The organism is Embleya scabrispora DSM 41855 (assembly GCF_000372745.1).
In the GTDB taxonomy this organism is placed as follows: Bacteria; Actinomycetota; Actinomycetes; order Streptomycetales; family Streptomycetaceae; genus Embleya; species Embleya scabrispora.
In genome coordinates this window covers 134,804-155,666 of the sequence record NZ_KB889618.1, presented here as the reverse complement: position 1 = coordinate 155,666, position 20,863 = coordinate 134,804, and the positions used below count along the sequence as shown (strand labels likewise).

Genomic DNA, 20,863 nt, shown 5'->3' with positions numbered 1-20,863 from the left:
AGACCGATGTCTCACCGGCGACACCCGGGAGAATTCCCCCTGCCGACCACTCGTGGCGATCTGCCGATCGTCGACTCCCATCTGTTCGAGGACCTGCTGCCCCCGGAGGCGGCCTTCGAGCTGACCGCCGGCCTACGCCGTCATCTCGAGCCTTACGTCGGCGTCACCGAGAACGGCACCCCGCGCCCGGGCCTCTACCGTCTCGACGGTGCGGGGACATCCCCAAGCTCCGCCGTCGCGGCGGCCCGGGCCTACCTCGACGGACTGGCGCCCCACCAGAGGGTGGTCGGTGCCCTACCGATGGATGCCCCGGAATGGCGGTTGTGGACGAACGCGATCCCGACGTGGCACCCGAAGGGCATGCGCCTGGAACGGCTCGCCGGCCGGGACCGCGACCGCGCACTCGCCGTCGTCGAGGCGAGTCTCAGCCGAGCCGGCTACGCCCAGGTGCGAGCGGTGATGGCGCTCAACGAGAACCTGGGCGAACTCATCGACGACTACCGGGACACCCTTACGGAGTTCGCCTACTGGTTCACCGTCTTCGGAACCCCCTCGGGCGACTCCCCATGGGGATGGCAACTGATGGGTCATCACGTGGACCTGCACTGCGTCTTCGTCGGAGGGCAGGTGATTCTCGCCCCCGTGTTCCTGGGTGCCGAACCGACCACCGGCACGGGGCGGTTCGAGGGCGTCCACGCTCTGGGCGACGAGACCGAGGTCGCCCTGACGTTCCGCCGCATGCTGGACCCCCACCGGGAGGAAGAGTTCCTAATGGGGTCGTCGCTGCGCGCGGAAGACCTTCCGCCCGAGCTCGCCGGCCCGTGGAACGGACGGCATCTCGCCGGCGCGGGCAGTGACAACCTCATCCTGCCTCCCGAAGGGATCGTCGCGGCGAGCCTGCCGGCCGACCAGCGTGACGGTCTGGTGGAGCTGATCCGGGTCTATCTCGACCGCCTCCCGCCGCCACAGGCCGAGCGCACCCTGGCGCTCGTCCGTGATCACTTCGACGAGACGCGGTTCGCCTGGCGCGGCGGCCACGACGACGAGTGCGCCTTCTACTACCGGATCCACTCACCCGTGCTCCTTGTCGAGTACGACAACCATCCCGGTGTCTTCCTCACCAATCCCGAGCCCGCCCGCTACCACGTGCACACCATCGTGCGGGCGCCCAACGGCAACGACTACGGACGTGATCTCCTCGCCCAGCACTACCGGCTTCACCACGGCGGTCATGGGGTCGGTTGACACCGGCGAGCGCATCACGGCACGCCGACCCGGGGTCGAGCCCGGCCACGGGGTCCCCTCCGGAGCCCGACGTGATCTTCCTGTCCGCCGCACACCGCGTCCCCCCACGAGAAGGCGGTGGCCCGTGCCGAGCGCGACGGACGCGGCCTCGGTGATGCTCGCGGTGTGCGGGATCGGGCTCGCGATGTCGGCGGCACGCGACCTGCGCGCCGCACCGGAGTACACCGGGGGCGGCCGACGGCCCGGGGCGACCCGCGGGGCGCGGAACGGTGTTCCGGCCCCGGGGCCCCGTGGTGCTATCTGAACAGGCGGTCGCTGCTGTTGGCCATGCGGTGGGTGCCGCTGTGTGCGTTCACCCAGTCACGGACCATCTTGACGGCGTTGCCGCATTGCCAGTTGTTGTCGTAGTCGCGCACCCCCGTGTACGCCCCGTAGCCCGCGATGATGCCGTCCACGCGTGCGTCGCCCAGGAGTTTGTCCACGTACCACGGGTCGTTGTAGGTGGTCGTCCAGGACAGTGTGGCCGCGAGTCGTCCGGCGGCGCGGTCCCCGGCGCCCTTCTTCAATTCGGCGCACGTGTTCCAGGTGGCCTCGGTGCAGTTGCCGAAGCCCTTGGTGATGTCGCTGTCGCCGTAGTCCATCGCCCGCCGGCCGGCCGGGAATCCGGAACCGGATCGATCGAACGCGTTCACGACCTGGTCGCGGGTCCCGGTGGTGGTGATGCCCTCCAGCGGGCCGAGCCTGCCTTCCAGGCTCTTCCAGCCCCTGCCGCCGACGTCCGGGGTGCTGCCGCCGTGGTACTCGTAGAAGCCGTAGAGAACCTGGATCCCGGCCGCCGTCAGGCGCTGTGCCTTGTCCCGCAGTCCGGCGACGCTGCACGTGCGGTTCGGCGCTTCCCCGCAGTAGTTCGGGTCCTTGATGTCCAGCCAGACCAGCGCCAGCCGGCGCCCCGCCTTGGCGTTGGACACGATGCGGTCGAGCATGGCGTCGAAGCTGGGGCCCAGCCGGTTCTCACCGGCCGAGGAACAGTCGTGCCAGGCACGCCACTCGTTCGGGTTCCACCAGGCACAGACGTCGATCTCGATGGCGTTGGCACCGTGGTTGATCGCGGCGTCCACGCCGTCCAGCGTGTCGACCCGATGCGCGATGGCATAGATCGCCTGACGCTGATCGGCCGCCGCCGCCGGAGTCGTACCGAGCAGGGTGGTGGCGACGAGCCCGCACAGGGCCGCCATCAGCGCCAGTAACATCCGTGGGCGGGTGACACGCCGTAGGTGAGTGGTCAAGAAGCTACTCCTTCGTATACGTCTCGAAGCGCACGACCACCGATCGTCGACATCCGCGTCGGCGTCGGCGGGCGGGTGCGCGCCGGATCGGCTGCCGCAGTTTCCGGCGAGAACGCTCGCTCGGTGAGCCGACCGGGTGCCGACCCCGCGATCGTCGCAACGCCGTGGGCAGTTGGTGTATCGGCTGCTGACGCCGGGTTCTCGACGCGAGCATCCACAAACGTCACGCCGCAGCCACGCTTCGGGTTGCATGAGGGTGCCGTGCGACCGCCGAGTCGTACCCCGACCGGCTCCGCGGCCAATGGATCCGGCATGCATCACGCGCGGCCGCACCATCGCCTCACCCGGCCGTCTCGTGCTCGGCCACGGCCGCCCACACCCACCGGCGCTCGGGTATGCACCGCCCGTCCCGCCATGCCGCGCCACCGACAGGGGGCGGGGCATGGCGGGACGGGCGCCGCCATTCGACGTGGACTCCTTGTCGAGCGTCCGCGCGGGTGATCGCGTGGACCAGGCGCACGTCGAAAATGTGTATCCCGTGGACGTTCCCGCGCACTTCCCGTAGCCGGTTTGTCGGCAACCGGCCCGCCCACAGGCGCAGTTCGTACTCGCGAACCGCTGGGCGTGCGCTCGGGCCCGCTCCCCGCACACCACGTCGCGCCGCACACAGTGCCCTCGCCGTCGTGATCGTGGCCGTACGCGCTCACCCCACGTCGGCGGACCGGGGAGTCGGGAGAGGGACAACGCACCGCGCGGATGCTTCGATCAACATTCGGCCGGCGGAGACGAGTCGCGGATCCGCGCGGCGTCGGCCGCGCGGACCCGCCGGCGCGAGGGCATCACGCCGACCTGGGCGGCCCTGCGCTCGATCCGCGCGGCACGACCCGACGGCGCCCCGATATACCTCATCCCCGACAACCTGTCCGCCCACGAGAACCGGCGGATCCGCAGGTGGGGCCGGCCGCACCGATCACGGCCGCGCGGCATCACCGCCCGAAGTCCTGCGTCCACCATGGGCCGCCGGAACCGATGTACACGCCGATGCCGAGCGAGGTGGCACTGCAGTCGACGATGTTCGCGCGGTGCCCCGAACTGTTCATCCAGGATTGCATCACGGCCTCGGGGGTCGCCTGCCCGCGAGCTATGTTCTCCGCGGCGAGGTTCGTGACCCCGGCCGCCGCCGCCCGGTCCCACGGACTCTTGCCGTCCGGGGTGTCATGCGCGAAGTAGCCGCGTTCCGCCATGTCCTTGCTGTGCGCCGCGGCGAGGGCACGAAGCGGGCCGTCGTTACGCACGGGGGCGCAGCCGGCTCTGCCCCGTTCCACGTTGACAAGGGTCAGCACGCGCTCCTCCAACGCCGCGGAATCGCCGTTCGTGGATGGCTTCGAACCGGTTGCGGGCGCTGACGTGGAGACGGAAAGGCGCGGCTGCGGCGGGCGTGTCGACGGCGCCGGTGGCGGCGTCGGTGGCGGCGTCGGTGGCGGTGGCGGTGGCGGCGTCGTCGAGTCGGTGGGCCGCGGGGGTATCGCCTCGGCGGGAGGGGCGGCGGACCGCGTCGGTCCCGAACCGGCCGTGGCGTGTGTCGGCAGGGGCGACCACGGCCTGTCGCGGGCAAGGGTCGAGGGAGACTGTCGGCTGTCGTCGACAGCGGTGGGAACTGCGGGCGACTGCGCGCTCGCGGGGGGCCGCCCGCCCGCCTCGGTGACCGGCGGCGACGGGGACGACTTGGCGTCGGTCGTCGGCGGGGACGAGGGTGAATCCGAGCCGGCAGTCGGCGACGACGATGACACATCGGCGACGGTCGGCGGCGAGGGCACCCATGTGGCCTCGGCCACGTGCTCGTCACCGCCCCCGCCGGCTCGGCCAAGCGCGGTGGTGCCTGCCACGACGCCGAGGACGGCGACCACCGCGAGGATCGGGGCAACTGCCACACTCGATGGTTGGCGATGCCGCCCACGCTGTCGCCACGGGCGGGCGGCGCGTGGCGGTTGGCTGCCTTCGGGCCATCTGTGCCGGGCCACGGTGGTGCACCCCTTCCACTGTCGGACGCCGGGCTCCACCGGGTACCAACCCGGCCGAGGCCACCCGAATGGGTGGCGAGTGCCGGAGACTATAGCAATCCTGCCGATTCGGTTCCGAAGCCGGCGATCAGCCACAGTGGGACATCGCAGCCGGTGACGGTCCTGATGGGGCGGACGTGGTCCAAGTGCTCGTAGGCGGCGGCCCGTCCAGCGCGGCGAACACGGCCGCGGTCGCCTCCTCCCGCTCGGCGGGGGCGACCGGGTGGAACGGCGGCGACTCGGCCTCGACCGTCTCCACGACGCCGGAGGTATCGACCGGGCGCTGCGTGGCCGGTCCTGCGTCGGGAACGGCAGCGCGAGTTTTGTGCCGGCGGGCGCGCGGGCCGCCCGACGGCAGCAGGCTGCGACGCCTTGGCCGTCGCGCCGGATTGGCCGAACGCATCGACCGGCTCGTGCGGCAGGCGGTGGTGTTGGCGCGCGAACGCGGCACGAGCCGGGAGGAGATCGCCGACGCCGCCCACGTCGGCCCGGGAGTCCTGGCTCGGACACCAGCCGCGAAGTAGGTCGCGGGTAACGTGGCGTCCCCGTTTCGCCTGGCCCGTCACCAGACAGCCCGCAGGGTCGTTCAGGGCCTGCGGCCGTGAAAGGTGCGGCGCAGGTCGCTCACCCAGGCGTCGGGGTTCTCCCAGGGGATGAAGTGGCCACCGTGGTCGTGGGCGTTGACGTTGACGTGGTTGAACCAATCGGCTTGCGGGCCGGTCTCGAATGCCCGGACGCGCTCGTTGGCGGTGCGGATGCCGGGCGGGTTCTCGTACGTGACGAAGGTGAGGCCGACCGGGGTCTGCACGACCGGGGTGCGGTCGTGGGCGGGGGTCCAGGGGTAGCGGTTGGCGTTGGCGTAGTAACGCATCGACGTGGCGATGGAGTTGTTCACCCAGTAGATCGTGGCGTGGGTGAGCAGGTCGTCCTTGGTGAAGACGGACTCGACGTCGCCGCCGTTGTCACTCCAGGCGTTCCAGCGCTCCAGCAGCCAGGCGAGCAGTCCGGCGGGTGAGTCGCTCAGTCCGTGGGCCAGGGTGGCGCCGTCGAGCATGTGCACGGCGAGGTGGGGCGCCCAGCGGTGGTCCAGCTCGATGATCCGGGCGCGGACGTCGGCGGACTGATCGTCGGGAAGGGGCCGATTTCGAGCGAAGTCCCAGGCGCGGGGACCGGTGAAGAAGTCGAGCGGCAGCCCGGAGCCGATGTGGATGCCGTAGAGCTCGTCCGGGTACTTGTGGCCGAGTTGGCTGGAGACGATCCCGCCGATGTCGCAGCCCCCGGCGGCGTACTTCTCGTACCCCAGCGTCTCGGTCATCAGGGTGTGCCAGAGGTCGGAGACCTTCCAGAAGTTGACGTCCGAAAAGCCGGTGAGCGGCCCGGGGAAACCGAAGCCGGGCAGGGACGGCACGATGACGTCGAACGCGTCGGCGGGGTCACCGCCGAACGCGGCCGGGTCGGCGAGCGGGTCGATCACCTTCGACCAGTGCCAAAACGTCCACGGCCAGCCGTGGGTGAGGATCAACGGGATCGGGCGAGGGCCGCGGCCGGGCTTGCGCATGAAGTGCACCGGGACACCGGCGACACTCACCTGGTAGTGCTCGTACGCGTTGATGGCGGCCTCGGCCCTGCGCCAGTCGTAGCCGTCCCGCCAGTAGGCGAGCAGCTCACGGAGATAGCTCTCCGGGACGCCGTAGGACCAGTCCCCGTTGCCCTCGTCCAGCGGCGGCCGGGTCGATGTGAGACGGGCGCGCAGGTCATCCAGGACCTTGTCGGGCACATGGATCGGGGTGGGCTCCAAGGGGAAGGCGTGCGGGGTGGTCATGGCGTGGTTCCTTACCGGGTCGAGGAAGCGGTGTCGTCGGCCTGTCGGGTGGTTGGGCGGCGACACCGCGCCATTTCGAGGCGTGCGGGCAACGACGCGGCGAGTGCCCGCCGGTGGTGCGGGTCGAGCCCGCCCGCCGGGGCGGCCAGGCGACCGGCGCGCTCCTTTCGACTGCGACTCGACCACCTTGGCACCGGCGCGGACACTCGACGGATCTGACGACAGGACGTTTCCACATCCGCCCCGGGGGCGTTGCACAGGTGATCACTCGATGCCGCGAAGTCAGGGGTCATGGGTCCGTGTCCATCGCCGGCGGGGGATTCGGTGGATGCCGGGGAGAACTTCGAGTCCGGGCGGAGCAGGCCGGGGCCGGGTCGTCGAGGCCGACGTGCCGACCGGAGCCGTGGATGCCTTCGAGGCGCGTCGTGGCTTGTCGTGCGGGCTGTGCCCCGCGACGAAGACAAGGCGTCCTACTTCTTCGACGTGGTGGTCGCCTGCGCGCATACCACGTTCGGCCGGGAACACATCTGCGCGATGTCGGAGGCACTCATGGGCGGCGACGTCGGGGACGCCGAGACCGGCGGCGGCTCCACAGGAGCAGGAGACGACTCCTCGTCGAGCACACACGTCGCCGTCCAGGCGGCCACCACCACGACGACGTAGACCACCGCGTGCTTCCGGTACCGACGCATGACTCCCCCGTGGACTCGTACCCGCGACAGAGTAGCCACGACTCCCGACACCGACACCCACCGTCCGCGCACGGGGGTTCGGGACCACGGAGTCGTCGTCGCGGCACAGAAGTTGCCCGGCGGCGGACTTGGCGAGAACAGCCGACGCTCTCGGCGTCGCCGCCCTCGGACGCACCGTGGCCGTCTTCCCCGACTCCGTACGCGCCTGGCTACGGGCCGAGCACACCGCCGTCCCCCTGACCGACGCACCCCCCGTCGTCACCCACGTCGCCTGGCCCGCCCACAGCCGCTCCCTCGCCCTCGCCCTCGCCGGGCTGATCCGCACGGCCACTCGGCACGCTTCACACTCCGGCGACTCCGTCGATTCGCTCCCGGATCAGATCGGCATGGCCATTGTGCCGCGCGTACTCCTCGATCATGTGGACCATGATCCAGCGCAGCGAAAGCCCGTGATCGCCCACGTGGCCGGCCTCCTGTTCGGACAGGTGACCGGCGTCGTCCAGTGATGCGGCGTTGATGAGTTGTGGTCAACGACATGCCTGTGCAGGAGCTGGCAGGCAAGATCGTGCTTGACACGAACAACTACATGGCCTGGCGCGATGGCCATATCCCGGTGCGACTTTCCCGAAGCCGTGGAACTCGTGACGCGACTGTACGACCGGTTCGGGTTCGACACCGCAGACAACAGCCCGCTCAGCGAGTCGTGGCGCAGCGGTCCGGGTCAACCCGCGTGGGTCGCGCACGAGCACCAGACCCGTGCCGAACTGATCGCCAACCTCGCCGGGGCGCGACGGGTCATCCGAGGTGAGTCCGTCCGCCGACTCCCGTCACGCCCCGCAGGTAGTCAGGCCGTCCAGGCCGGCTGCCGGAGATGATCCCGGGCCGTACGAAACAGCTCAAGGGCGGCCCGGTGGCCGGCGGATTTCGCGCAGTTGCATCGCTGCGGGAGGTGGGAGAGAGCCGGGGCGCTGTGCCTGGAAAGCCTGGAAGAGATAGGCGAGCAGGCGCCGGGAGGCAGCGATGGCGGTTTCTCGCGGTTGTCCGGCGAGGCCACTGTTGGCCAGGAGCAGGAGGGTGATATCGGCGGGGTCGAAGTCGTCGCGCAGCTGTCCGGTCTCGCGGGCACGCCGGACCAGTCGCGCCAGACCCTCTTCGGCGCAGTCGCGTTCGTGATCGTGATCAAGGGCGTCGGGGAACCGATCCAGGAATACGGAGGCGAAGCCGCGGTCGGTCACCTGTGTGGTGCATACCTTTTCCAGGAGTGCGTACAGGCCGTGCCCGGGATCAGGATCGGCAAGGGCCTCGTCGAAGGCTGCCGCACACAGGGCGAGTTGCTCGGTAAAGGCAGCGGTGGCAAGCGCAGTGCGGGTGGGGAAGCGCCGGTAGAGGGTGGCCACGCCGACGCCGGCGCGGCGGGCGACCGCGCTTATGGGGGCGTCGACGCCCTGGGCCGCGAACACCTCGCGCGCGGCTTCGAGGATGCGTTCCCGGTTGCGCCGGGCATCGGCGCGCAGGCCCGTCGGGTCTGCGTCGCCGGGCACGTCGCCGACGTGCCCGGATGGCTTGTGAGACGGCTGGGCAGGCAATGTCTCTCACTTCAAGCTAAATGGACGATGTCCTCCACTTACGGGTTTAGCGTGAGAGTACCAGCGGGCGCACACAGCGCCTTCGCAGCTCCGAAACGCGACACAGGACGAGATGATGAGCGAGATGCGCGCAGCCCTCTTCGACCGATACGGCCCCCCGGACGTTCTCTACGTGGGCAAGCGGCCGATGCCGACCCCCACGCCCGACGAGGTGCTGGTGCGGGTGCACGTCGCCGGTGTCAACGGTGCCGATCTGCTCGATCGGGCCGGGAAAATGCGCCTGGTAACCGGCCGCGCTTTCCCCAAGACGAGCGGAATCGACTTCGCCGGGGAGGTCGCCGAAGTCGGTTCGTCGGTCACCGGAGTACGTGCAGGGGACCGGGTGTGGGGGCTGCTGGGGCGCAAGACGGGCAGCATGGCCGAGTACGTCGCCGTGCGCCGCCGCCGGATCGCCCCCGCTCCGGAAAACCTCACCCCGGTGCAGGCCGTCTCACTGCTCGCCGGCGGGGCCACGGCGGTGACCGCCCTGCGTGACAAAGCCGTCATCAAACCCGGTGAGCGACTCCTGGTGCGCGGGGGCAGCGGAGGCGTGGGCAGTGTCGCGGTGCAGATCGGGAAGCTCTTCGGTGCCCACGTCGTCGCTCTCGCGGGCGCGAAAAACCTCGACTTCGTCCGCGGCCTGGGCGCCGACGAAGCACTCGACCACCGTACGACTCGCCTCTCCGAGCTGGGCCGTTTCGACGTCATCGTCGACACCGCCGGAACGGAGCATTCCCGCTTCCGCCGCCTGCTGGCACCCGGCGGGCGCATGGTCGCCGTCACCCTCGACTTCGACAGGCTTCTCCCCGGCCTCGCCACCATCCTCGCCTCGACCGTCCACGGGAGCAGACGCATACGCGTCTTCAGCGGCAACCCGGACACCGATCTGCTGACCGAGGTCACCCGCTATGCGGAGCGCGGCGACATCGTCCCCGTCGTGGACACCGTCCACCCTCTCGACCGGATCGCCGACGCCCACCGGGCCCTGGAAGCCGGTGGCGTCCGCGGCAAGCACATCATCCAGATCACATGAGAGGGCGAACACCGCCGCAGCCGCCCAACTTCTCCACGTCGGCGGCGGGGCCGCAGCCGACGGCCCCCCACCCCGCAGCCGCACGGCCTGACTTCGTCGAAGTGCCAAGGATCGTCGTCGTCGGAATCGGCGACCCGCAGCGGATCGGCGCGAGACCCGTCGTCCCAACAATTGCGGCACGAACAGACCGAATCACCGCGCCCGGCACCGGATACGGCGTGGCCGTCTTCAGGAGGGGATCGCGAGCGCGTTGTCGATGTGCGTGAGGGTGGCCTTGAAGGCGACCCGGCCGGCGAGTGCGCGCAGTTCGGTGCGGGCCGCGTCGTCCCCGACGCGGGACAGGGCCGTCACGCCCGCGTTGGCCACCTTGGGGTTGCGCGAACCGGTCCCCTCGACGTGCACCAGCGAGACGTCGACCAACGCGGCGAGCGCGGCCGCGGTGTCGGCGCGCGCGGGCAGGAACGACAACAGCCAGGCCAGGCCGCGCAACGCGTTGGCGTTGTGCGGGTCGAAGCGTTCGTTGACGTCGCGCCACCGGTAGTGGTCCTGCGCGAACGGCACCGTCCGAGGTCTGCCGAGCAGGTCCCACCACGTGTGGACGTGTCGGCGTACGCTCTCGGGGCCCGCATCGGCAAGCAACGCGCGTCCGACGCGCTCCCACCTGGCCGAGGGCCGCGCACCGGTGGCGGAGGCCGCGTGCGCCAACAACCGTTCCCACGGCTCGCCGTATGCCGCGGCGTCCGCGGTCGCCCGATCCGCCCACTCCTCCCCCGGGTTCAGCGCGGGCCCCTTGTACCCCTCAAGGAGGCGTTTGATCCCGGCGCAGCGGTAGTGCACCAGTACGGTCCGGCGAAAGACCGCGGCGAGCGCCCGGTCCATCGGCCGCCCGGCCGCGACCTCCGCCTCGGCCAGTTCCCACAGCCGGTGCTGCACCGGGTAGACGTACTCCCCGCCGAGTACCCGCAGCCGGGAGCGGCGTTCGTCGGCCAACAGGTCCGGATCGAGTCCGCGGACCACGCTGCTCGCCACAATCAGCAACTCGAAACGCAGATCCTCGTGTTGCCGGTCGTCGGGCAACGCGGCCAAGCGGTGGGCCCAGATCCGGGCGAGTTCGCGCCGGTGCTCGTCGGGCAGCGCGCGCAACCACGCGGTGCCGGCGATGCCCGGTCCGGTCATGGTGCCGTTGCGGTACGCGGCCCGCATCACCGCGTCCGCCAGACCCGCCATATCACCGCCGACGGCGAAGTGGGCGTACTCTGCGGCCTGTTCGGCCAACACTTCCTCGTCCCGCATCCAGTCCACACGGCCGAGCCTAGACACCCGCGCCGACACACCCGGCCCGCGCCCCCGCCTGCCCGGTGGGTCGCCGCGCCGGTGGCTACCCGGCGGGGCGGTCCCGGTCGTCGTCCCGGTCGCGGGCGGCGGGCGGTCCGCCGACGCGACCGGTGTAGGCACCGTAGATGGCTCCCACTCCCGCGCCCATGACGACCAGGGAATCCGGAGCGAGACCACCGACCAGGACGAGGGCGACGCCCGCCGCCAGGACCGCGAGGAAGACGAACCGATCGATACCCGTCCCGTCGTGCGAGCCCCTGCGCTTGCGCTTGTCGTCGTTCATGTGAGTTCTCCTTCGAGTTCACGACCCGCCGCGGACACGAAGCCCGACGGTTCGGCCGCTCCTTGCGGCGATCCCAGCGAAGCGGCGGCGCTCGTGTTGCCGGAAGAGCGACGAGGTGTTGCCACCGCGCCACACCACGGATCCCGCCGAATCCGCCAGGATGGGGCGTCAAGGACCGCGCCGACCGGGGGAGTCACATGGACGCGCACGCCGCGGAGGAAGGTCGTCTGCTCGGCGGAATCGGCCCCTTGGCCTGCGCCCCGCACCACCGCGACTTCGTGCTGTGGGCCCGCGGGGTGTGCATCGACGGCGGGTGGGAATCCCTCGCCGCCCTGGACCGGGCACTGTCCCAGGGCGATCCCCCACTCGAACCCTACGGACGCAGCGAACTGTCCCGCATGCTTCGCGGCGAACGCATGGCGAACAAGCCGGACTTCGCCGAACGTCTGTGCGCAGCCCTGCACCGGACGACCGGAGAAGACGTCCGGGGCCGGACGGCCGAAGGCCGCCGGCTCTTCCACGACGCGACCCGCGACTCACACCCGGACCGCTACCAGGCCTACCTCCTCGGCGAACAGCTCACCACGATGGGCGCCGAGCTCACCGCCCGCGCCGAGCAGGCCACCCGACGGGAACGCGAACTCCGCACCCGACTGGCCGCCCTCGAACACGACCGCGACGCCCTCGCCGACGAACCACCCGCCCCCGGCCGCGAGACGTCGGACGCCGCCGCCGACACGAACACCCGCCTGCAGGCGCTCGAAGCCGAGAACACCCGCCTGCGCGCGGCCCTCGACGCGGCCCGCGCCGATCTCGAGCAGGCCCACGAGACACGCCGCGGCCTGCTCGACCTCCTCCGCCGGGCCGAGCAGGCCACGACCGACGAACGCGACCTGCGCCTCGCCGCCCAGGACGACGCCGCGGCCCGAATCGCGGCTCTGCGCCTGGAGGCGCGCGAGTACGCGGACCTGCTCACGCCGACACACGCCGCCGGTGCCGGTGCCGGTCCCCGGAGTGAGGCGGCGTTCTCCTGGGACGACGGGCTGGTCGATCCGGTCGAGGGATGGGGTGATGCGCCCCCGGCAACACCTTCCGAGCAGCCCGTTCGGCGCGAGGAGACATTCCGCTCCTCGTCGCCCGACGACCCGATCCCGTACGGGCACGAGTTGAACGGATGGCCCCGAACGATCGGGTACTGGCTGCTGGTGGTGGCGTCCGTGTGCGTGGGGGTGGCCGGCGAAGTCGTGCTGTGGATGCCGGACATGGAGGGCTGGGTCTATCCGTGTGCGAGTCTGGCTCTGGTCGCCGCCATCGGCGCGCTGCATTTCCAGGTCAGGATCCGGGAGGTTCGCTGGAGGTTCGGGCCGCGTGTCGGGGAGTGGGTCGACGCGTTGTGGACCATCGCGTGGATCGGTTCGCTCCTGGCCGGTTTCATCGCGAATCCGCTCGTGCGACTCGAGGACCGTCTGCCGCTGCTCTGGTAGACCGAACGCCACGGGCAACGGCGCTGAGGGCGGATCCTGGGACTCTGTCGGCACTGCCCTTGGGGCGCCGACTCTACGGCCGTCAAGCTCGATCATCTCGCCTGCGCAGTGCCGGAGCTTCGGGCTTTACGGCCGTCGAGTCGGCCGACCCGCGGTGAAGGGCACGAGAGTTCCGCCGGTATCAGCCCGGCGGTCGGGCCAGGCGGTCCACGAGGGCCGTGCGCGTCTTCGGGGTGGCCTCGCGGCCCCTCACCCTGTGGGCACCCTCCAGCGCCCTCCTCAGGTCACCGAACTGCCGTGTTGCCACTCACCCTTCGGGGGTACGCGTCGGGAGCGGCCGGGTCGTACTCGCCGTCGGAGAGACCGACGATGTACAGGTCCTCCGTCCCGTCGTTGCGCACCGCGTGCGCGGCGTCACGGCTGCACACGGCGGATCCCTCGCCCGAGTCCCAATGCAACGACCAGGCGTCCCGATGGATCACGACGAGGAGCTCACGACGCGCGAGGTGGTAGTGGTCACCGCGGGTTCCCCCGGGACCAGGCTGCTGATGTGGGCGTCGACGGCCCCGTCGACCTTGCCCAGCCAGGTGTGGGGAAGCGAAAAGCTGCTGCCCCGGACGTCTCCGCCGTCGGGCAGGACGTTGATCACGACGCTCGAGTCCATCGGCTTCCTCTCGACGGCCCACTGCGTCGAGCGTGACACAAACGCCTCTCGTCTGTACTCCACTCGGGCGTGCTCGGGTTCGAATCAAGACGGCGTCCGGTTCCGAACCGCGGTGACCGTGACGACGTCGCCGGGGCCCCATGACCGCGAAGCAACCAGCAACGGCGGCCCCATCCAGTCGGGTTCGCGGCAGTTCGATCGCGGTGGAGCGGACGTACGGATCGTCACGCCGGCCACGACGTTCCGCTCCCGAACCGTCGGCGCGGCAAGCAGGAAGAATGCCTGTGGGAGGGTGCGGCGGTGGTCGAATGGTCACCAAGGTGATGACGCACTGCCGTCGGGCTCCGGTCCGTACCCGGCCGATACGGCTTTTCGCGGGCACGGGCGCCTTGTCCGCCGGCACTTGTTGTCTCCGACCGGATTCATGCCGAGAAGTCCTCGATCAGCTCCGGCGGGTTGGCGGCCCTGGTGGCCTCGTCCTCCCAGCCCGGGCAGTCCATGTCGAACACGACGACGGGCAGCGGGCGGCCGAAGATCCTCTCGATGGTGCCGCTCGCGTGGAGGTGACGCGCGAGGTCGATCACGGCGTCGTGGAAGTGGAGTTGGAGGAGGTCGCACTTGGCGCGGAGCTCGTCGTCGTCCAGCATCCGACCGAGATCGAACTCGCCGTCGTACCAAATGCCGATGCGCCTGGCCTCTTCCTCATGGAGCGGGCCACCGGCCGGGTCCTCGGGAACGTTACCGAGCTTGTCGAAGCCCTCGAGGATCCAGAACGCATAGTTCCAGCGCGCCTCCCGGGGATCGGCGCCCTGGCGTATCTCCTCCTCGTACCGGCTCTCCGTGTTGTAGCCGATGTCCACGTACGGGTGGCGGTCGTCGGCATCAAGGCGCCAGACGTTGAAGGCCAGGACATATATCTCGCGACTCAGCTGCGCGGGGACGCGCTCCAGGATGCCGGTCGCGGCCTGCCGCAGATGCGTCTGGAAGGTCTTCGGTTCCGTCGTCACAGCGACACCGTTCCACGGGGTGTCACCGCAGGCAGGCAGGATGTGAGCCATGACTCACACCGCCCGCCGCATGTTCGAGCTCCTGGAGCCGATCTGCCTGGTCACCTTCTTCGCCGACGAGTGCAACGAGGAGCTGGCCGCGCTCGGCCACCGCACCTACTGGGACGGCTACTTCGCCGGCCGCGCCGCGCCGCTGGGGCGGGTGCCGGCGCAGGTGGTACACGCGGCCTTCTACAACTTCGCCGACGGGGAGGCCGCGCGGCACATCCCGAGCGCGTGGGAGACGATCCCGCCCGAGGCGTCCGTCGCCGCGCGCGAGCGGGGCAGCGCGGCCTCCGTACGGCGGATCCTCGGCGACGACCTGGCCGACTCCCCGGGTCTGGTGCGCGCCGCCGACCTGACCACCAAGGCCGCCACGAGCGCGCCCACGGAAGGCCGGGTGATGTACGCCGGGATGCGCACCCTCGCGGTGCCGAGCGACCCGGTCGCCCGGCTGTGGCATTCCGCGACCATGCTGCGCGAGCACCGCGGCGACGGGCACATCGCCGCTCTCGTCGGCGCGCGCGTCGGCGGTACGGAGGCCCACGTGCTCGACGCGCTGGCGCAAGGCATCCACCCGCCGGAGTCGTTCGGGCGCATCCATCACCTGCCGAAGGAACGGCTGGCCGCGGTCATGGACGGCTTGCGCGAGCGCGGACTCGTCGACACCGACGGCCGGTTCACCGACGCCGGCCGCGAGACCAAGCAACGCATCGAGGCCCTCACCGACGAGCTCGCCGCCCCGCCATACGACGCCCTCTCTCCGGCCGAGCTCGACGAGCTGGTCACCGAGCTCGAACCCGTCACCGCGACGCTGGTGGCCGCAGGATCGCGGTGACCAGCGGCGACCGACGGGACGAGGAATCCGCCGACCGGAACGGCCGCTTCTCGGCCCGGTGTTCGCACCCGAGGCAGCGCACCCCCGCGCCGGCGGCCGGGACCGCCGTACGCCGCCAACCGCTGGTGCTAGTCGACCGGTTCGTGTTCCGGGGTCGAGCGGGCCAGGGGCGCCAGGTTTTCAGGGCCGCCAGAGGGCGTCCGGGGTGGGGGAGGCCAGTCCCAGCCGGATGGCGTGGTGGGCGGTGGTGGGTGGGACCGCGAACGCGGCGCCGGGTGTGACCGCGATGCCCCGGCGCGCGGCCGCGGCCACGAACGTGTCCGTCCGCCACGGTTCCGGCAGTTCCCACCAGCACATGTAGGCGCCCGGAGCGGTCCGGATCCGGAAACCCGCGAGTTCGGCCTGCCCGGAGGGCCGTCGCCCCCTCCCCCGCCGCTGCCGCTCGCGTGCACACCACCTACGTCAGTAGTGCTGCGCACGTCATCGGCGCTACGCGCCATCGGCGCTGAATCTTCTTCGTAGGGGTGTACGGCAACCCGGGCCGCGCGCTGTGCGGAGGCCATGAAGCGAAGGATCAACGACCCGGTTCTCGACTCGCGTGCCGATCCGTTTGTGCGGCGGGATCGGGATGGGGGCTGTCGGTATCGCAGCCCGGGCAACTCTTGCGCCGTCGAACGCATCACCGCGCGGGACCGAGCGCGGGCCGGCTCTCAGCCGTTGTCGCCCGGCGACGGCGCGGTGGTACCGATCGCCGTGCTCGCCGTGATCACGGTGCCCGCCGTGCTCCGCGTGGTCGGCCGGGCGGCGCTCACCAGGTGTGCCCCGGTGCGGGCGAACCGGCCGGGGCTGATGCCGAGGGCGCGTTTGAAGTGGCGGTTCAGATGCGATTGGTCGTAGAAGCCGGCGGTCACCGCGACGGTGTGCGGCGGCATGCCGTCCAGCAGGAGTCCCCGGGCGAGGTCGACCCGGCGTCCGGTCAGGTACTGGTGCGGGCCCACGCCGAACTCCCGACCGAAGGCGCGGACCAGATGGGTCGGGTGGGCATGCAGCAGTTCGGACGCCGCACCGAGGGTGACGCCCTCGACGAAACGCGCGTCGAGCAGATCGCGCAGTCGGTGGGCCAGTCCGGCGTCACGCACCACGGCCGGTGCGGCGACTCGATCCAGAAGGTGCCCGCGCAACCGCTCGGCGATGAACGCGAGCCTGCTCTCCGCCTCCAGTTCCTCGCCCGGTCGCAGCAGCGAGGTGTGCAGTCGATGCACCCGCCCGTGCAGTGCGTGGTCGTCGAGCACCGAATGGTCCACGGCCCGGCCGATCAGGTCGTCGGCCACATGGGAGGAGTCCAGATAAAGCACCCGCTTGCGGAACCCGGTCGGGGTGGCCGCGCTGCCGTTGTGCGGGATGTGCGGCGGCAGCAGGCTCACCGCGCGCCGCAGCACGCCGTGCTCGTGCCGGTCCAGGTCGTACTTGACCATGCCGTCGTCGACGATCAGCAGCGTCCACGCGGCGTGCGTGTGCATCGGGTAGCTGTGATCGGTCATGTGGGCGTGCAGGACCTCGCTCACCCCGGCCACCGACGGCCGCCACGCCACGATCTCCGAGCCGGCAACCATGTCAGGATCGTACAAGACGGTCACCGGCCGCCGAGGACACGATGTGGGCATGGAAACCCGACTCGCACCTGTTCGTTTCGACACCAAGATCGCCGTGCTCCTGCGCGCGGACCTGGCCGTATGGCAGCGGTTGAACGTCACCGCGTTCCTGGTCAGCGGCCTCGGTACGCGGATCCCCGAGGTGATCGGCGAACCCTATGCCGATGCCGACGACACCACCTATCTGCCGATGTTCCGGCAGCCGGTACTGGTCTTCCAAGGCAGCGGTGAACTGCTCGCCTCGGCCCACGCCCGGGCGGTGGGCCGCGAGCTGCCGGTGGCAGTGTTCACCGCCGACCTCTTCGCCACCGGCAACGACCGGGACAACCGAGCGGCGGTACGGGGGGTCCGGCGGGAGCAGTTGGACCTGGTGGGTATGGCCGTGCACGGGCCGCGCAACGTGGTCGACAAGGTCCTCAAGGGGGCGGAGATGCATCCGTAGCGAGTCGCTCACGCGCTTCCCGTGCGTCCATGTTCGTGCGGTGGGCGGAGCGTACACGTGGGGGCGGGAGCATAGGAGCGGTGGTGGCGGGCAGTAACCCTCGGGCCGCGACGGGCGGTATGTGGTGCGAGGAGGGTGGGCATGATGGAGAACTCGCGGAGCGGTCGCACGGAGCCGGCGGGTCCCGGTCCCCGTACCGATTCCGATTCCGGTCTCGGTCCCGGTGACCGCGCCGATTTCGACGCCTTCGTGGCGGCGCTCGACTACCCGATGTTCATTGTCACGGCGGCCCGACCGGACACCGGCGAGCGCTCCGGCTGCCTGGTCGGCTTCGCCACCCAGTGCAGCATCGAACCGCCTCGATTCCTGGTCTGCGTCTCCACCCTCAACCACACCCACGGCGTCGCCGCCGCCGCGCCCGTACTCGCGGTACACGCGCCGGATTCGCGTCAACACCCGCTCGCGGCCCTGTTCGGTGAGGAAACCGGCGACCGGACGGACAAGTTCGCGCACTGCGCGTGGACCGAGGGCCCCGCCGGCGTCCCGCTGCTGACCGACTGCCCCCGGCGCTTCGTGGGTCGGGTCGAGGACGCGATCGACCTCGGCGACCACACCGGTATCGTCCTGGCGCCGATCGAGGTCCCGGAGCATTCGGACCCGACCCGAACCGACCTGCTGACCTACGCCGATGTCCAAGACCTCGCCCCGGGCCATCCCGAGCGCTGACCCGCCCGGCGAGGTGGCCGAGGCGTGGATTGGGGAAGCGGTGCTCGATCAATTGCCGTTTTCGCCGTGATCGCCGAAACGGCCCGGTCCGATCCCGCGCCGCATACCGTCGAACGAGTTCGATTCCCGCGTGCCCCGGCCGTGCGAAGCGTCGGGTCCGACACCGCGGCGATCCCATCGACGGATGCTCGCACCCGGCCTCACCCTGACGGCCTCGCTTCCGGGAGTATCCGTGATCCCTGTTTCGGCCAGTGCGGATGTGGTTCACGCCGGCCATGGCGAATCGGGGGGTCTAGGGTCGTCCGGTGGGATATCGCTGTGGAAGACGAGGTGTGCGCCCGTGGGGGGCGTGCAACCGCGAAGCCGAAGCAGGGGGTTGCAACGGTGGCTTCTTTGAATTACGAAATCCTCACCGACCCGGCTCCGCTCCAGGTGCCCGAGGCGGGCGAGGAGTCCCGGGGAGCGGTCTACATCGTCGTCTCCAATCCGAACAGGGGCGACGTGATCTGGTGCTCCATCGAGGTGCGGGTGCCCTTCGGGCCCAATGACGGTGATCTGACGCCCGACCCGAAGGCGATCCAGGCACGGGTCGAACAGAACACCGCGACGGACAAGGCGGACGAGCCGACACTCGTGTGGGACGCCGGGACGGGCGTGTTCACCGTGTCCGTCCGGCCCTACGCGCTGTTCAAGGAGGGCGGCTCCATGATCCTGGTGCTGGACGGCTTCCCCGTCTCCAACCTCCCGGGGCTGGTCCGGTTGCAGGTGACGGAGAGAGCGGCGAACGGCGCCGTGGTGCAGCGGAACCCCGTGACCCTGAGCCTGCTGAAGCGGGCGCCCAAGGTGCCGCGCAATTTCCGCCCGAAGGAGTCCCTGGTGGCCGCGGGCAAGGACGTCGTCCTGCAGTGGGCGGGGCCGGACACCCTCGCGTACAAGATCCTGGGGCCGGACGGCCTCGCGGAGGACGTCCCGCAGAGGACGGGGGCGGCCGGCTGGCAGTGGTCGCCGAAGGCGGGCCAGGAGCCGAAGCGGGACGCCACCTACACCCTGGTGGCCACATCCCGCACCCTCCAGCAGCCGGGGTACTTCCTCACCACCACCGTCCACCTGCGCAGCCCCGAGTTCGAGAGCGTGACCGCCACCGCCGGGGTACACACCCCCTGGGTCCAGGGCACCACCGACAAGGGCCGGATCACCTTCACCACACAAGGCGCACGGATCCGCGACGACACCGACGCGCCCGGCACCGTCTCGGCAGCCACCGCGGACGTCGAGACCGTGACCGCCACACGGGTACGGGGCCGCGACGGCGATGCCGGGTGGATCGAGTTCCCGCACGACGGGATCAGGGTCGGCCACGGCGGGGGAGGCGACCTGGGGACCGTCACGGCCGACAAGGTCGGCGCGAACAGTGTGAACACCGGGTGGGTGGGCGACCGCGACGCCGGCAAGGGATGGATCGAATTCCCGCAGTCCGGCGTGAACGTACGCAAGGACGGCACGCAGGCGTGGGGAACCGTCGCCGCCGACAAGGCCGACCTGAACGGCATCAACACCGAGTGGGTGCAGGGACGCACGGCCGACGACGGATGGATCTCGTTCCCGCCCGCCGGGCTGAACGTGTACCAGGGCGCCGGCAACCGGCAGTGGGGAACCGTCGCGGCCGACAAGGCGGACCTGAACGACCTGGTCACCCACCGGGCCCTGGTCAAGGAACGTCTCACCCTCCGGGGCGGGTTGACCGTCGACAACGTGCTGGAGACACAGGACGGCCCGCCGCGGCTGATCGTCCACGGCCGGCTGGACGCCGAGGGCGAGGTCAATGCCAACCGAAAGGTCGCCGTCGGCGGCGACCTCACCGCCAACGGCGATCTCACCGTCCATGGCGACGTCCGGCCCCTGCGGAACCTCGACGTCGGGGGTGTGGTCAACGCGAACGGCCTGACGGTCGCGGGCAAACTGACGACCGAACAGGGACAGTCCAAGCTCGTCGTCCACGGGGAGTCGCAGTTCGAGGGCAAGGTGAACGCCAACGGGCATCTGTCGGTCCGTGACGGGGACGCCTGGGTCATGCACACCAACGACGGCAAGGTAGCGATCAACGGCGACCTGCGCGTCGGCGGGCAGTCGCTGTTCATCGGGAAGGTGAACGCCAACGGGCATCTGTCGGTCCGCACCGGAGACGCCTGGATCGTGCACACCAACGACGGCAAGGTAGCGATCAACGGCGACCTGCGCGTCCACGGGGCGTTCCGCTCGGACAGCTGACGGTCATGGTGTGACGGCCGCCCGGAAAGAGCACGGGTCTCGCGGGGCGGCCGTCGGCAGGGGACGGCCGCAGGACAGGTCGGCGGCCCGGTAGGTCACTCGCCACGTCGGCCGCGCGCAGGGTCCGGCAAGTCCTCGTTCCACCGTCGGCCGCATCGGTGACGTTGTCTTCGCGCCCTGGATGCCCCGCTCGTCCGTACCGCAACTGTGGCCGGGGGCGGGGCTTTCCCTTTCCTCGCCGAGGTCCCAGGCGGCCGGAACGAGCCCGCCCCGGCGATCGCGTACCTGCCGGAACTCGATCGGCACGTCGAATCGGGAGGGGCGTTCGCGCCGAGACCCGTGCGGTGCGGGAAGTCGCTCGC

Annotated in this window: 20 protein-coding genes and 3 pseudogenes; 11 read left to right on the top strand and 12 right to left on the bottom strand. The window is 70.6% G+C overall.

From position 1 onward, the window contains the following. Positions 1 to 6 precede the first annotated feature (6 nt). The gene (locus A3IC_RS54100; protein ID WP_020550478.1) at positions 7 to 1,245 is read left to right on the top strand and encodes a DUF3500 domain-containing protein; all 1,239 of its coding nucleotides are present in this window, start codon (positions 7 to 9) and stop codon (positions 1,243 to 1,245) included. Between the two features lie 296 nt (positions 1,246 to 1,541). Here A3IC_RS54100 and A3IC_RS0112920 read toward each other — a convergent pair whose 3' ends face one another. Then, the gene (locus A3IC_RS0112920) at positions 1,542 to 2,531 is read right to left on the bottom strand and encodes a PI-PLC domain-containing protein (protein ID WP_026218197.1); all 990 of its coding nucleotides are present in this window, start codon (positions 2,529 to 2,531) and stop codon (positions 1,542 to 1,544) included. Positions 2,532 to 3,354: 823 nt separating this feature from the next. Here A3IC_RS0112920 and A3IC_RS70885 point away from each other — a divergent pair. Continuing rightward, positions 3,355 to 3,486, top strand: a pseudogene (locus A3IC_RS70885) (IS630 family transposase); the annotation flags it as partial. Positions 3,487 to 3,517: 31 nt separating this feature from the next. Here the strand turns inward: A3IC_RS70885 and A3IC_RS0112910 are convergent. Beyond that, positions 3,518 to 3,874, bottom strand: coding sequence for a CAP domain-containing protein (locus A3IC_RS0112910; RefSeq protein WP_040876549.1), 357 nt, complete (start codon positions 3,872 to 3,874; stop codon positions 3,518 to 3,520). A 1,106-nt stretch (positions 3,875 to 4,980) separates the two neighbouring features. Here A3IC_RS0112910 and A3IC_RS72495 point away from each other — a divergent pair. Continuing rightward, complete coding sequence (locus A3IC_RS72495) at positions 4,981 to 5,115, top strand: hypothetical protein (RefSeq protein WP_020550473.1); 135 nt, start codon at positions 4,981 to 4,983, stop codon at positions 5,113 to 5,115. Between the two features lie 62 nt (positions 5,116 to 5,177). On the opposite strand, the gene A3IC_RS0112900 is transcribed toward A3IC_RS72495, so the two are convergent. Continuing rightward, entirely contained in the window at positions 5,178 to 6,413 is a 1,236-nt protein-coding gene (locus A3IC_RS0112900) for an epoxide hydrolase family protein (RefSeq protein WP_020550472.1), read from the bottom strand. A 444-nt stretch (positions 6,414 to 6,857) separates the two neighbouring features. Here A3IC_RS0112900 and A3IC_RS0112895 point away from each other — a divergent pair, with 444 nt between their 5' ends. Together A3IC_RS0112895 and A3IC_RS64725 are read left to right on the top strand one after the other, a co-directional pair. Continuing rightward, positions 6,858 to 7,076 carry a hypothetical protein gene (locus A3IC_RS0112895; protein ID WP_020550471.1) on the top strand — a complete coding sequence of 73 codons (219 nt, stop codon included), beginning with the start codon at positions 6,858 to 6,860 and terminating at the stop codon, positions 7,074 to 7,076. A gap of 190 nt (positions 7,077 to 7,266) precedes the next feature. Further along, positions 7,267 to 7,440: pseudogene (locus A3IC_RS64725) on the top strand (LysR family transcriptional regulator); the annotation flags it as partial. A 6-nt stretch (positions 7,441 to 7,446) separates the two neighbouring features. On the opposite strand, the pseudogene A3IC_RS64720 reads toward A3IC_RS64725, so the two are convergent. Next, positions 7,447 to 7,629: pseudogene (locus A3IC_RS64720) on the bottom strand (mycothiol transferase); the annotation flags it as partial. A gap of 372 nt (positions 7,630 to 8,001) precedes the next feature. Beyond that, positions 8,002 to 8,691: a TetR/AcrR family transcriptional regulator gene (locus A3IC_RS0112880; RefSeq protein ID WP_026218195.1), complete on the bottom strand. Its 690-nt coding sequence runs from the start codon at positions 8,689 to 8,691 to the stop codon at positions 8,002 to 8,004. Between the two features lie 115 nt (positions 8,692 to 8,806). Here A3IC_RS0112880 and A3IC_RS0112875 point away from each other — a divergent pair, with 115 nt between their 5' ends. Continuing rightward, complete coding sequence (locus tag A3IC_RS0112875; protein ID WP_026218194.1) at positions 8,807 to 9,763, top strand: NAD(P)-dependent alcohol dehydrogenase; 957 nt, start codon at positions 8,807 to 8,809, stop codon at positions 9,761 to 9,763. Positions 9,764 to 9,991: 228 nt separating this feature from the next. Here the strand turns inward: A3IC_RS0112875 and A3IC_RS0112870 are convergent, their stop codons facing one another. Then, the gene (locus tag A3IC_RS0112870; protein WP_020550466.1) at positions 9,992 to 11,065 is read right to left on the bottom strand and encodes a hypothetical protein; all 1,074 of its coding nucleotides are present in this window, start codon (positions 11,063 to 11,065) and stop codon (positions 9,992 to 9,994) included. Positions 11,066 to 11,141: 76 nt separating this feature from the next. Then, the gene (locus tag A3IC_RS0112865; RefSeq protein ID WP_020550465.1) at positions 11,142 to 11,381 is read right to left on the bottom strand and encodes a hypothetical protein; all 240 of its coding nucleotides are present in this window, start codon (positions 11,379 to 11,381) and stop codon (positions 11,142 to 11,144) included. A gap of 197 nt (positions 11,382 to 11,578) precedes the next feature. On the opposite strand from A3IC_RS0112865, the gene A3IC_RS0112860 reads away from it, so the two are divergent. Beyond that, positions 11,579 to 12,865, top strand: coding sequence for a hypothetical protein (locus tag A3IC_RS0112860; protein WP_026218192.1), 1,287 nt, complete (start codon positions 11,579 to 11,581; stop codon positions 12,863 to 12,865). Positions 12,866 to 13,149: 284 nt separating this feature from the next. On the opposite strand, the gene A3IC_RS0112855 is transcribed toward A3IC_RS0112860, so the two are convergent. From A3IC_RS0112855 to A3IC_RS0112845, 3 genes are all read right to left on the bottom strand, one after another. Then, a complete protein-coding gene (locus tag A3IC_RS0112855) occupies positions 13,150 to 13,293 on the bottom strand; it encodes a hypothetical protein (RefSeq protein WP_158695934.1) in 144 nt (47 codons plus the stop codon). Between the two features lie 50 nt (positions 13,294 to 13,343). Next, positions 13,344 to 13,529 (bottom strand): hypothetical protein, encoded by a 186-nt coding sequence (locus A3IC_RS54090; protein ID WP_040876510.1) that lies wholly within the window; start codon positions 13,527 to 13,529, stop codon positions 13,344 to 13,346. 422 nt (positions 13,530 to 13,951) lie between these two features. Further along, entirely contained in the window at positions 13,952 to 14,536 is a 585-nt protein-coding gene (locus A3IC_RS0112845) for a hypothetical protein (RefSeq protein ID WP_191864111.1), read from the bottom strand. Positions 14,537 to 14,585: 49 nt separating this feature from the next. Here A3IC_RS0112845 and A3IC_RS0112840 point away from each other — a divergent pair, with 49 nt between their 5' ends. Beyond that, entirely contained in the window at positions 14,586 to 15,413 is an 828-nt protein-coding gene (locus A3IC_RS0112840) for an SCO6745 family protein (protein ID WP_020550461.1), read from the top strand. 180 nt (positions 15,414 to 15,593) lie between these two features. Here A3IC_RS0112840 and A3IC_RS64715 read toward each other — a convergent pair whose 3' ends face one another. Beyond that, positions 15,594 to 15,770: a hypothetical protein gene (locus A3IC_RS64715; RefSeq protein ID WP_020550460.1), complete on the bottom strand. Its 177-nt coding sequence runs from the start codon at positions 15,768 to 15,770 to the stop codon at positions 15,594 to 15,596. Positions 15,771 to 16,123: 353 nt separating this feature from the next. Then, positions 16,124 to 17,026 carry a helix-turn-helix transcriptional regulator gene (locus A3IC_RS54085; protein WP_020550459.1) on the bottom strand — a complete coding sequence of 301 codons (903 nt, stop codon included), beginning with the start codon at positions 17,024 to 17,026 and terminating at the stop codon, positions 16,124 to 16,126. Between the two features lie 49 nt (positions 17,027 to 17,075). Between A3IC_RS54085 and A3IC_RS0112825 the strand changes: the two genes are divergently transcribed. The 3 genes from A3IC_RS0112825 (at position 17,076) to A3IC_RS0112815 (ending at position 20,501) form a co-directional block, all read left to right on the top strand. Next, entirely contained in the window at positions 17,076 to 17,507 is a 432-nt protein-coding gene (locus A3IC_RS0112825; protein WP_026218190.1) for a DUF2000 domain-containing protein, read from the top strand. Between the two features lie 141 nt (positions 17,508 to 17,648). After that, positions 17,649 to 18,233 (top strand): flavin reductase family protein, encoded by a 585-nt coding sequence (locus tag A3IC_RS0112820; protein WP_205353859.1) that lies wholly within the window; start codon positions 17,649 to 17,651, stop codon positions 18,231 to 18,233. Positions 18,234 to 18,617: 384 nt separating this feature from the next. Beyond that, positions 18,618 to 20,501 carry a translocation/assembly module TamB domain-containing protein gene (locus tag A3IC_RS0112815; RefSeq protein WP_158695933.1) on the top strand — a complete coding sequence of 628 codons (1,884 nt, stop codon included), beginning with the start codon at positions 18,618 to 18,620 and terminating at the stop codon, positions 20,499 to 20,501. Positions 20,502 to 20,863: the final 362 nt, after the last annotated feature.

What these genes read in the sequence shown, in the direction of transcription:
- A3IC_RS0112900 (WP_020550472.1), bottom strand. Translation starts at nt 6,413, where the DNA reads ATGACCACCCCGCACGCCTTCCCCTTGGAGCCCACCCCGATCCATGTG.
- A3IC_RS0112860 (WP_026218192.1), top strand. Translation starts at nt 11,579, where the DNA reads ATGGACGCGCACGCCGCGGAGGAAGGTCGTCTGCTCGGCGGAATCGGC.
- A3IC_RS0112820 (WP_205353859.1), top strand. Translation starts at nt 17,649, where the DNA reads ATGATGGAGAACTCGCGGAGCGGTCGCACGGAGCCGGCGGGTCCCGGT.
- A3IC_RS64715 (WP_020550460.1), bottom strand. Translation starts at nt 15,770, where the DNA reads ATGTGCTGGTGGGAACTGCCGGAACCGTGGCGGACGGACACGTTCGTG.
- A3IC_RS54090 (WP_040876510.1), bottom strand. Translation starts at nt 13,529, where the DNA reads ATGGACTCGAGCGTCGTGATCAACGTCCTGCCCGACGGCGGAGACGTC.
- A3IC_RS0112825 (WP_026218190.1), top strand. Translation starts at nt 17,076, where the DNA reads ATGGAAACCCGACTCGCACCTGTTCGTTTCGACACCAAGATCGCCGTG.
- A3IC_RS54100 (WP_020550478.1), top strand. Translation starts at nt 7, where the DNA reads ATGTCTCACCGGCGACACCCGGGAGAATTCCCCCTGCCGACCACTCGT.
- A3IC_RS0112840 (WP_020550461.1), top strand. Translation starts at nt 14,586, where the DNA reads ATGACTCACACCGCCCGCCGCATGTTCGAGCTCCTGGAGCCGATCTGC.
- A3IC_RS0112875 (WP_026218194.1), top strand. Translation starts at nt 8,807, where the DNA reads ATGAGCGAGATGCGCGCAGCCCTCTTCGACCGATACGGCCCCCCGGAC.
- A3IC_RS0112865 (WP_020550465.1), bottom strand. Translation starts at nt 11,381, where the DNA reads ATGAACGACGACAAGCGCAAGCGCAGGGGCTCGCACGACGGGACGGGT.
- A3IC_RS54085 (WP_020550459.1), bottom strand. Translation starts at nt 17,026, where the DNA reads ATGGTTGCCGGCTCGGAGATCGTGGCGTGGCGGCCGTCGGTGGCCGGG.